An 11,019-nucleotide genomic window follows, 5' to 3' on the forward strand; every position below is an offset into this window, starting at 1 on the left:
GCAAGATTTGATTGTGATATTGTAGCTAGATTGTTTAAAGTTAATATCTTAGTTTTGTAAAATTATTGTGAAATTTGAATATTGCTTTTTACTATGTTTTAAATGCTTCAATTTTATTTTAACAACCAAGTCTTTAAATTGTTAATCTATACAACTCGACTATAACTGATTTATTATGTTTTGCTTTAGTCTTTGTAAGAGAGTAGTGCAGGGCATAGTAAGTTTTAGTCTTTGTGAAACATTTTAGAGATTAGGACAAATTCTTTAAATAATAATCTTTAATGTTATGGCATTTTGTATGTAACTTATGTTAAATATGAAATGTTGTTTGATATTGAGATTATTTGTGAAGATTCTAACTGATATATTTTAAGCTATATGTTTATTGTGTATTTTGTTGGGTTTTCATTATTATGGAGAGTTTGCAATCATTATTTATTTTTGATTCAAACTTCCATATTTAATATTTATGGAGAGTTTGATCCTGGCTCAGAGTGAACGCTGGCGGCGTGCCTAATACATGCAAGTCGAACGATGAAGCTTCTAGCTTGCTAGAAGTGGATTAGTGGCGCACGGGTGAGTAATGCATAGGTTATGTGCCCTTTAGTCTGGGATAGCCACTGGAAACGGTGATTAATACTGGATACTCCCTACGGGGGAAAGGTTTTTCGCTAAAGGATCAGCCTATGTCCTATCAGCTTGTTGGTGAGGTAATGGCTCACCAAGGCTATGACGGGTATCCGGCCTGAGAGGGTGATCGGACACACTGGAACTGAGACACGGTCCAGACTCCTACGGGAGGCAGCAGTAGGGAATATTGCTCAATGGGGGAAACCCTGAAGCAGCAACGCCGCGTGGAGGATGAAGGTTTTAGGATTGTAAACTCCTTTTGTTAGAGAAGATTATGACGGTATCTAACGAATAAGCACCGGCTAACTCCGTGCCAGCAGCCGCGGTAATACGGAGGGTGCAAGCGTTACTCGGAATCACTGGGCGTAAAGAGCGCGTAGGCGGGTGGTCAAGTCAGATGTGAAATCCTGTAGCTTAACTACAGAACTGCATTTGAAACTGACCATCTAGAGTATGGGAGAGGTAGGTGGAATTCTTGGTGTAGGGGTAAAATCCGTAGAGATCAAGAGGAATACTCATTGCGAAGGCGACCTGCTGGAACATTACTGACGCTGATGCGCGAAAGCGTGGGGAGCAAACAGGATTAGATACCCTGGTAGTCCACGCCCTAAACGATGAATGCTAGTTGTTGCCCTGCTTGTCAGGGCAGTAATGCAGCTAACGCATTAAGCATTCCGCCTGGGGAGTACGGTCGCAAGATTAAAACTCAAAGGAATAGACGGGGACCCGCACAAGCGGTGGAGCATGTGGTTTAATTCGAAGCTACGCGAAGAACCTTACCTAGGCTTGACATTGATAGAATCCGCTAGAGATAGTGGAGTGCTGGCTTGCCAGAGCTTGAAAACAGGTGCTGCACGGCTGTCGTCAGCTCGTGTCGTGAGATGTTGGGTTAAGTCCCGCAACGAGCGCAACCCTCGTCCTTAGTTGCTAGCAGCTCGGCTGAGCACTCTAAGGAGACTGCCTTCGTAAGGAGGAGGAAGGTGAGGACGACGTCAAGTCATCATGGCCCTTACGCCTAGGGCTACACACGTGCTACAATGGGACATACAAAAAGATGCAATACCGCGAGGTGGAGCAAATCTCTAAAATGTCTCTCAGTTCGGATTGTAGTCTGCAACTCGACTACATGAAGCTGGAATCGCTAGTAATCGTGAATCAGCCATGTCACGGTGAATACGTTCCCGGGTCTTGTACTCACCGCCCGTCACACCATGGGAGTTGTATTCGCCTTAAGTCGGGATACTAAATTGGTTACCGCCCACGGCGGATGCAGCGACTGGGGTGAAGTCGTAACAAGGTAACCGTAGGTGAACCTGCGGTTGGATCACCTCCTTTCTAGAGATATGTTAAGATATTTGTTTATCTTAATCATTATGAAGTTGTTTAGATATAGTTGCTATATGACATGAATTATAAGTTTTTGTAATCGAGTGTTGTATATGTGTAATAGTTTAGCTATGATATTGCATCTTGCTTAGTTTTCAGAGATTATTTGCGTATTTTATAAATATTAAATATTGAAATCGAATTTATGTCGTATTTTGCTATTGCTTTTAACTAGCTTTCTCTTTAGTAAAGGGCTTATAGCTCAGGTGGTTAGAGCGCACCCCTGATAAGGGTGAGGTCGGAGGTTCAAGTCCTCCTAAGCCCACCATAAATTATTCTTTTTAATGCTTTGTAGAGTGTTAGAAAATAACTAAAGTTGAATATGGAAACTAGATCTAGTTTTACTATCATCGTTAGGGGGAATTAGCTCAGCTGGGAGAGCGCCTGCTTTGCACGCAGGAGGTCAGCGGTTCGATCCCGCTATTCTCCACCATTTTGAGAATAGTCTCTAGGTATGCTATGTAGATGGGTAATGCAATAATATGATTTAAAAGAGAGTATATAAGTTTATTATAAATAATATAAAAAATGATTTGATATGTTGAATACACATAGCATAGGTTTTAATTACGTGAAGCTTATAGATATGTGTAAGAGGTATGTGAAGTCTAATGCAAGGTTTTAGTCTTTCTTTATCTGGAGAAAACTTTGCATTAGACTTTAGTCTAAATGTTATTTGAAATTTTATTGTTAATAGCCTAAATAGTAATTAACTACAATTACGCGACATACTTGTCTTATTGGGGCAGAGTTTGATAAAAAAACTCTTGCATTCAATAAGGCAGTATCCTTAGAAGTAAAAAGCTTTTAAGGGCAGATGGTGGATGCCTTGGGTGATAGAGGCGATGAAGGACGTACTAAGCTGCGATAAGCTATGGGGAGCTGCTAAGAAGCTTTGATCCATAGATTTCCGAATGGGGCAACCCAATACATAGAGATATGTATTACCTTTAATGGAGCGAACCTAGCGAAGTGAAACATCTCAGTAGCTAGAGGAAAAGAAATCAAATGAGATTCTCCTAGTAGCGGCGAGCGAACGGGGAAAAGGGCAAACCAGTAGCTTGCTACTGGGGTTGAGGACTGCAATATCCACTTGAATAATGTAGCAGAAGTGTTTGGAAAAACATATCATAGAGGGTGATAGTCCCGTATGCGAAATATTATTCATAGGTAGCAGGATCCAGAGTAGGCCAGGACACGTGAAATCCGGGCTGAAGCCGGGGAGACCACTCTCCAACCCTAAATACTACTATCACACCGATAGCGAACAAGTACCGTGAGGGAAAGGTGAAAAGAACCGCAGTGAGCGGAGTGAAATAGAACCTGAAACCATCTGCCTACAATCATTCGGAGCCCTATGATTTATCAGGGTGACGGACTGCCTTTTGCATAATGATCCTGCGAGTTGTGGTATCTGGCAAGGTTAAGCACACGCGAAGCCGTAGCGAAAGCGAGTCTGAAAGGGCGTTTAGTCAGATGCTGCAGACCCGAAGCCAAGTGATCTATCCATGGCCAAGTTGAAGCGAGTGTAATAGCTCGTGGAGGACTGAACTCGTACCCATTGAAACGGGTTGGGATGAGCTGTGGATAGGGGTGAAAGGCCAAACAAACTTGGTGATAGCTGGTTCTCTTCGAAATATATTTAGGTATAGCCTCAAGTGATAGTAATAGGGGGTAGAGCTCTGATTGGGCTAGGGCTGCTCACCGCGGTACCAACCCCTGTCAAACTGCAAATACCTATTACCGTATCTTGGGAGTCAGGCGGTGGGTGATAAAATCAATCGTCAAAAGGGGAACAACCCAGACTACCAACTAAGGTCCCAAAGTTCTATTCTAAGTGGAAAATGATGTGAAGTTACTCAGACAACCAGGAGGTTGGCTTAGAAGCAGCCATCCTTTAAAGAAAGCGTAACAGCTCACTGGTCTAGTGATTTTGCGCAGAAAATATAACGGGGCTAAGATAGACACCGAAGTTGTAGATTGTGCTGATGCACAGTGGTAGAAGAGCGTTCGTATCAGCGTTGAAGGCATACCGGTAAGGAGTGCTGGAGCGATGCGAAGTGAGCATGCAGGAATGAGTAGCGATAAAAGTGGTGAGAATCCACTTCGCCGAAAGTCTAAGGTTTCCTACGCGATGCTCGTCATCGTAGGGTTAGTCGGGTCCTAAGACAAGTCAGAAATGGGTAGTCGATGGAAAATGGGTTAATATTCCCATACCAACATTAGTGTGCGATGGGGGGACGCATAGGGCTAAGTAGCGTTAGCTGATGGAAGTGCTAATTTAAAAGCGTAGATTGAGAGATAGGTAAATCCGCTCTTGTATTCGAAACTTGAATAGCTTGTTGCGATCTTCGGATCAAGATGAGTGCTACTGACGCCGTCGTGCCAAGAAAAGCCTCTAAGTTTAGCTAATGTTGCCCGTACCGCAAACCGACACAGGTAGATGAGATGAGTATTCTAAGGCGCGTGAAAGAACTCTGGTTAAGGAACTCTGCAAACTAGCACCGTAAGTTCGCGATAAGGTGTGCCTAAGCAATTAGGTCTCAGCAAAGAGTCCCTCCCGACTGTTTACCAAAAACACAGCACTTTGCAAACTCGTAAGAGGAAGTATAAGGTGTGACGCCTGCCCGGTGCTCGAAGGTTAAGAGGATTCGTTAGCAGTAATGCGAAGCGTTGAATTGAAGCCCGAGTAAACGGCGGCCGTAACTATAACGGTCCTAAGGTAGCGAAATTCCTTGTCGGTTAAATACCGACCTGCATGAATGGCGTAACGAGATGGGAGCTGTCTCAACCAGGGATTCAGTGAAATTGTAGTGGAGGTGAAAATTCCTCCTACCCGCGGCAAGACGGAAAGACCCCGTGGACCTTTACTACAGCTTGGCACTGCCGATGGGAGCATTATGCGCAGGATAGGTGGGAGGCTTTGAAGTCTTCACTCTGGTGGAGATGGAGCCATCCTTGAGATACCACCCTTAATGTTTCTGTCTGCTAACTGGCTAGAGTTATCCTCTAGCAGGACAATGCCTGGTGGGTAGTTTGACTGGGGCGGTCGCCTCCTAAAAAGTAACGGAGGCTTGCAAAGGTTGGCTCATTGCGGTTGGAAATCGCAAGTAGAGTGTAATGGCATAAGCCAGCCTGACTGTAAGACAAACAAGTCGAGCAGAGACGAAAGTCGGTCATAGTGATCCGGTGATTCTGTGTGGAAGGGTCATCGCTCAAAGGATAAAAGGTACCCCGGGGATAACAGGCTGATCTCCCCCAAGAGCTCACATCGACGGGGAGGTTTGGCACCTCGATGTCGGCTCATCGCATCCTGGGGCTGGAGCAGGTCCCAAGGGTATGGCTGTTCGCCATTTAAAGCGGTACGCGAGCTGGGTTCAGAACGTCGTGAGACAGTTCGGTCCCTATCTGCCGTGGGCGTAGGAAAGTTGAGGAGAGCTGTCCCTAGTACGAGAGGACCGGGATGGACACGCCACTGGTGTAAGAGTTGTTCTGCCAAGAGCATCGCTCTGTAGCTACGCGTGGATGTGATAACCGCTGAAAGCATCTAAGCGGGAAGCCAACTCCAAGATTAACTTTCCCTGAAGGTCGCAGCAAGACTAGCTGCTTGATAGGGTAGGTGTGTAAGCATAGTAATATGTTCAGCTGACTACTACTAATAGACCGTTTGGCTTTTTATATAAGGATTACTGCCTTATTGAGTGCAAGATTCTAAAAGCTTTTACAGAATCTGCTTTCATAAGAGAGAAGTAAGAAGTGTAATTGATATAGTTAGTTACTAGAAAAAGACAAATAACATTTGGGCTTTTATAGATAACATAGATTCTAATAATGCAGATTCTATGACATATCAAAGGCTATTAACACCATTACCCTATAAGGAAAATGGAAATAAGGACAAAAGTAAAAAGCAAAACGAGATAAGTGAAAGTAATATAGGTTAGCTTTTATAGAATCTAGTGATTATGGGTTAGATTCTAGTTTGAGAGTTTGACTTGGTATTTCTTTCTTTTTTTGTTTGTTTCTATGAAGTTTTGACTTTGATTGAGATTAATTAAAAAGATAGGCTTAAGACAGATTCAAACATAAAAACAAACATAGCATAGAGCTTGGAGCTTGTGTAAGTTTTTAGGGCTATCAAGTTTTATTTTTTTAAATTGTAGAGATTTAGCTTATTAATCAATTTGTCTTTATTTCCCTTTTCCTTGTGTCTATAGAGAGAAGGCAACACCCAGCTCCATTCCGAACCTGGCAGTTAAGCTTCTCTTCGCCGATGATACTGCACCTTTCAGGTGTGGGAATGTAGGTCGATGCAGGGATAGGGAAATTTTAAATTCTTCTTATAATTATTTTTTTAGCTACTTTTTTATTTTTTGATTTTTTTGTTGTTGTATTTGCCTTTCAATGTATTTGTAATAAAATGATAGAATTAATAGGGTAGGTTTATGGGGATTTTCCTAAAAGGTTTTCTTTTATCTCTTTCGCTTATTGTTGCTATTGGGGCACAAAACGCTTTTATTATTAAGCAGGGCATAACTCGTAATTATGTTTTTGTGGTGAGTGGAATCTGCTTTATCTGCGATGTGATTCTAATGGGACTTGGGATTTTTGGGGTAGGGGAGTTTTTAGCGAAAAATAAAGTTTTAAACTTGCTTATCGCATCTGCTGGGATTTTATTTGTTGTGTATTATGGCTTTATTTCTTTAAAATCCGCATTTTTTCAAGATTACACTTTACAACTCTCAACCTCTAATCCCCTATCACTTAAAAAGACGACATTATTAGCCTTAGCGGTTACACTTTTAAACCCTCATGTATATTTAGACACGGTGTTTGTGATAGGTGCTAGCGCATTAACTTTTAGCTTTGAAGAGAAAATTATATTTGCATATGGTGGGCTTAGTGCATCATTTTTATGGTTTTTTGGTTTGGGATATGGTGCTTTGAAGTTAAGCAAAGTGCTTATTAAAATAGCCAAAATCATAGATATTTTTGTGGCAATTATAATGTTTGTGATAGCTTTTTCACTTATTCGTTATATTTTTAGCTTCTTTTCTTAATTAAATGTTATGTTGCATTAACACGATGTTTTAACCATAAAAGTAAAAAGTATAGAATCTACTTCTCAAAAATAGAATCTAAAAGTCCATTGATAAAATCTTTTTCTTCAAATGCGATGAGTTCATCAGCCTTTTCACCAACACCCAAAAATAGAATGGGCAGTTTAAACTCATGAATAATGCTTAAAATCGCACCGCCCTTGCTTGTGCCATCCATTTTTGTGATGATAATGCCATCAAGTCCTAAGGCTTCATGGAAGATTCTGGCTTGTTCTATACTTGAGCTACCTTGTGTGCCATCTAGCACTAAAATCTTATGAAAAGGCTTGTTTTCCAAAGCCTTGCTGCATGTTTTTGAGATTTTTATAAGCTCATTTTTAAGATTTGTTTGATTGGGTAGTCGCCCTGCTGTATCGATAATAGCATAATCCATATTCCGTGCTTTTGCGGCATTAATCGTATCAAATGCAAGCGCACTGGGATCATGAGCGTGTTTTGTGGTAACAATCTCTACGCCAATTTTCTCACTCCATAACTGCAACTGCTCGATGGCTGCCGCACGAAATGTATCCCCTGCACCAAGTATTACCTTCTTGTTATTATCCTTAAATCTTTTTGCAAGTTTTGCTATTGTCGTGGTTTTCCCCGCACCATTTACACCAAACACAAGATAGACGATAGGACTTTCTTCTATCTCTTGGAATCTAATCTTATCATAATAGCTTTCCCCGCGAAAAAATCTCTCAATAGCAACACGCAAGGCATCTCTACTGACATTTTCATCGAGATTATCTAGCATTTTTTCAATGATTTCGTAGTTAATATCTGATTCTATTAGAATCTCTTCTAGCATACTTTTTTCTATCTTTTGTTGTTTTTGTCCCAAAAATCGTGCTATATTTTCTGAAGTTTTCCTAAAAAATGAAAACATGTTTATTCCTTGTCTTAGAGCTATTTAGATTGTAGAGATTCTGTGCTGCTTGGAGCGCTTTGACTTAGTGTATTATTTGGTGTCTTTTCTGTCGTGCTAGAATCTAGCTTGTTAGAATCTATTTTATTGTCTTGTGTTAAAAGATCTGTTATCATTTGTTCAAATATCTCTTCTAGCACCGCCCCCTCAATGCTTTGTATGATATTATTGTGAGTGTCTTGTAGTATAAATAATGGTGCTTGATAGTCTCTAATCTCAATATTCAATGTGCGTTTTAGAGAATCTAGAAATAAATCAAGCTTATTATTTGTATCCACAAGATTCACTAAATTTTGACTAAGTGTAATTGGAAAATCTCTGTAACTATTAGCATGTATTGCCTGCTTGCTTAAAATAAATACCTGCAAATTTTTTGAACGATGCAATAAATTGTTAATATGGATAAAAGTTGGCATACACATACTGCAGTCTTTTGGGAAAAAAGCAAATAATTTAACTGCATTGCTAGATAGCATACTTTGCTTATTTGTCGTGTTTGTAATATGTAGCTGTATTTTGTTATTGATATGTTGCAATGAAATCTTTGCAGTTGTGCTGTTGCTTATATTTGTGAAATCATAAGATTCTGTTTTGCTATCACTTGTCTTGTTATCATCAGTATCACTGCAACCAAACAAAGCTATAAGTAAGCCAAAGCATAAAACAAAAAGATATGTGCTAGATGATTTTGCATATAGTAAAGTATGTGTAAATTCTCGCATATTTCCTCATTGACAGGTTTTAGATTCTAAAAATTAAATGTGAATTATAGTTAAAATAGGCATTTAGCTATAATTATGGAGTGATAAAATCAAGTCCTTAAGGCATATCTTTAAAAAGATTCTTTAACGCTATCAAAACATTTTCTTCTACTAAGTCATTTATGTCTTTTTCTGTAATCTCCGATTTACTGCCTAAGTCAGCAATTTGAGAAGATTTTAGATTAAGCTTTGCATTTTGTGTGCTTGTAAGTGTTGTCAAGCCGCCTTGGTCTGTTGGTATAAGCATAATTGCATGTATGGTAATATCAAAGCTATTATCATGCTTGTCCTGTATAAAACCACTTTCTGTCTGCAATGTCTTTTTTGCTTCTAGCTTGATACGCAAGTTTGCATTGCTATCACTAGATTTTTTAAAGCAACTTTTTGTTAAAGCCTTTTTTGCAGTCTTTTCAATCGCTTCTGCCATATCACCCTCTACTTCAAAAGTAGCACTAGCAAAAGTTTTAAAGACTTCGCATTGTGCGATATTCTTTTGTTCTACTTCGGCTTTTTTGGCACAACCACTATTAAGCATGATGGCTGCTAATGCAATACCTAAGATTTTTATTTTAAAAGACATTGTATTCTCCTTGCAAGTTTTTGACTAAACTAAATAGATTCTATAAAGCAGATATTCTACAATAATTTGCTATAATATGCGTTAATTTTTTATATTTTTAAGGAGCATTTATGCCATTACTTGATAGTTTTAAAGTCGATCACACAATTATGCCTGCCCCAGCTGTCCGTCTTGCAAAAAGCATGGAAACACCAAAAGGCGATAAGATTTCTGTATATGATTTGCGTTTTTGTAAGCCGAATATAGAGATATTAGATGAAAAAGGTATACATACGCTAGAGCATTTATTTGCAGGTTTTATGCGAGATCATCTCAATGGCAAAAATACAGAAATCATTGATATTTCTCCTATGGGTTGTAGGACTGGATTCTATATGAGCGTGATTGGCACACCTAGCGAATATGAGGTAAAAGAGGCGTGGGAAGCAAGTATGCGTGATATTTTGCGTTTAACAAGTGAGGAGCAGATCCCAGAATTAAACATCTATCAATGCGGCACAGCAAAAATGCACTCTCTTCATAACGCACAAAAGATAGCACAAGATATGCTTGATAAGGGTATTGGCGTAATGGATACGCAAAAACTTTTGTTGAAAGAATTTTGTCAGTAATGTGGAATCTAAACTAGGAAAAAGTATGGCAAAGCAAAAACAATATGATTTAAAGCAATTAGGCAAAGAGACGACATATATTTTCAGCTATGATCCAAATGTCTTAGAATCTGTGCCAAACCCACATCCACAAAGGGATTATTTTATTAAGTTTAACTGCCCAGAATTTACTTCACTCTGCCCCATCACAGGACAGCCGGACTTTGCTACTCTATACATTAGCTATATAGCCGACAAACTTATTGTAGAATCAAAATCGCTTAAATTATATCTATTTAGCTTCCGCAATCATGGCGGTTTCCATGAAGATTGTGTAAATACAATCGCAGATGATTTAATCAATCTTTTATCGCCTAGATATCTTGAAGTTTGGGGTAAATTTACACCAAGGGGTGGATTAAGCATAGATCCTTATGTAAATTATGGGAAAGAAAAAAGTGTGTATGCAAAAATGGCAAAAAAGCGTTTATGGTTGCATGATTTATATCCCGAAACAATTACAAATCGCTAGATTTTATGCTAAATGACATTTATATGTGTGGATAACAAGGCTAAGATTGCATGATTTACACATTGAGATTTTTGTGTGTATGTTTGCAGGCTTGATATTATGTTAATTTATGCTATAATACCCCACACTTCACAAAAAACCACAAATTAACACAAAAGGATACACATGGGATTACGAAAACTTATTAGAAAAACTTCTTGGTATAAAAACTATCAAGCAAAGAAGGAATCAAAAATGAGTGATGAAGAATACTTCATATACAGACATAAAAAAATCTTTGGCTATACACCAGACTTTAAAAATCCACAAACCTTTAATGAAAAAATCATTCACAGAATCTTATTTGATAGGAATCCAATATACACAGCCCTAGCAGATAAACTCAAAGCTAGAATCTATATAGCAACAATATTAAAAGACTTTAATGCTAACAATACACTAGACTCTAACAAAGATGCTAATACTCTAGTTTCTCATACAAATCATATAACTCATATAACTACGGGGGGG

Annotated in this window: 6 protein-coding genes, 2 tRNA genes, 3 rRNA genes and 1 pseudogene; 9 read left to right on the top strand and 3 right to left on the bottom strand. The window is 39.2% G+C overall.

Annotated features, from left to right (window positions below; translation table 11 throughout):
- Positions 1-466 precede the first annotated feature (466 nt).
- From C6H17_RS00845 to C6H17_RS00870, 6 genes are all read left to right on the top strand, one after another.
- Positions 467-1,965, top strand: a 16S ribosomal RNA gene (locus C6H17_RS00845).
- Between the two features lie 242 nt (positions 1,966-2,207).
- Positions 2,208-2,284, top strand: a tRNA-Ile gene (locus tag C6H17_RS00850).
- 89 nt (positions 2,285-2,373) lie between these two features.
- Positions 2,374-2,449: transfer RNA gene (locus C6H17_RS00855), tRNA-Ala, on the top strand.
- Between the two features lie 364 nt (positions 2,450-2,813).
- Positions 2,814-5,696: ribosomal RNA gene (locus C6H17_RS00860) — 23S ribosomal RNA — on the top strand.
- Between the two features lie 523 nt (positions 5,697-6,219).
- Positions 6,220-6,335, top strand: a 5S ribosomal RNA gene (rrf, locus tag C6H17_RS00865).
- The 16S, 23S and 5S rRNA genes sit together here with 2 tRNA genes alongside, the layout of an rRNA operon.
- 126 nt (positions 6,336-6,461) lie before the next feature.
- Positions 6,462-7,076, top strand: a complete 615-nt coding sequence (locus C6H17_RS00870; RefSeq protein WP_104731309.1) for a LysE/ArgO family amino acid transporter — start codon at positions 6,462-6,464, stop codon at positions 7,074-7,076.
- A 58-nt stretch (positions 7,077-7,134) separates the two neighbouring features.
- On the opposite strand, the gene ftsY is transcribed toward C6H17_RS00870, so the two are convergent.
- The 3 genes from ftsY to C6H17_RS00885 all read right to left on the bottom strand — a co-directional run bounded on the left by ftsY (position 7,135) and on the right by C6H17_RS00885 (position 9,387).
- Positions 7,135-8,007, bottom strand: coding sequence for a signal recognition particle-docking protein FtsY (gene ftsY, locus C6H17_RS00875; RefSeq protein ID WP_005220076.1), 873 nt, complete (start codon positions 8,005-8,007; stop codon positions 7,135-7,137).
- A gap of 20 nt (positions 8,008-8,027) precedes the next feature.
- Positions 8,028-8,768 carry a hypothetical protein gene (locus tag C6H17_RS00880; protein ID WP_005220077.1) on the bottom strand — a complete coding sequence of 247 codons (741 nt, stop codon included), beginning with the start codon at positions 8,766-8,768 and terminating at the stop codon, positions 8,028-8,030.
- A gap of 97 nt (positions 8,769-8,865) precedes the next feature.
- Complete coding sequence (locus C6H17_RS00885) at positions 8,866-9,387, bottom strand: hypothetical protein (protein ID WP_005220078.1); 522 nt, start codon at positions 9,385-9,387, stop codon at positions 8,866-8,868.
- A 110-nt stretch (positions 9,388-9,497) separates the two neighbouring features.
- On the opposite strand from C6H17_RS00885, the gene luxS reads away from it, so the two are divergent.
- The 3 genes and pseudogenes from luxS to C6H17_RS00900 form a co-directional block, all read left to right on the top strand.
- Positions 9,498-9,998 carry an S-ribosylhomocysteine lyase gene (gene luxS, locus C6H17_RS00890; protein ID WP_005220079.1) on the top strand — a complete coding sequence of 167 codons (501 nt, stop codon included), beginning with the start codon at positions 9,498-9,500 and terminating at the stop codon, positions 9,996-9,998.
- A 25-nt stretch (positions 9,999-10,023) separates the two neighbouring features.
- Complete coding sequence (queF, locus tag C6H17_RS00895; RefSeq protein ID WP_020995665.1) at positions 10,024-10,509, top strand: preQ(1) synthase; 486 nt, start codon at positions 10,024-10,026, stop codon at positions 10,507-10,509.
- A 165-nt stretch (positions 10,510-10,674) separates the two neighbouring features.
- A pseudogene (locus C6H17_RS00900) lies at positions 10,675-11,019 on the top strand (glycosyltransferase); the annotation flags it as partial.

The organism is Helicobacter rappini (assembly GCF_900198625.1).
Lineage (GTDB): Bacteria > Campylobacterota > Campylobacteria > Campylobacterales > Helicobacteraceae > Helicobacter_A > Helicobacter_A rappini.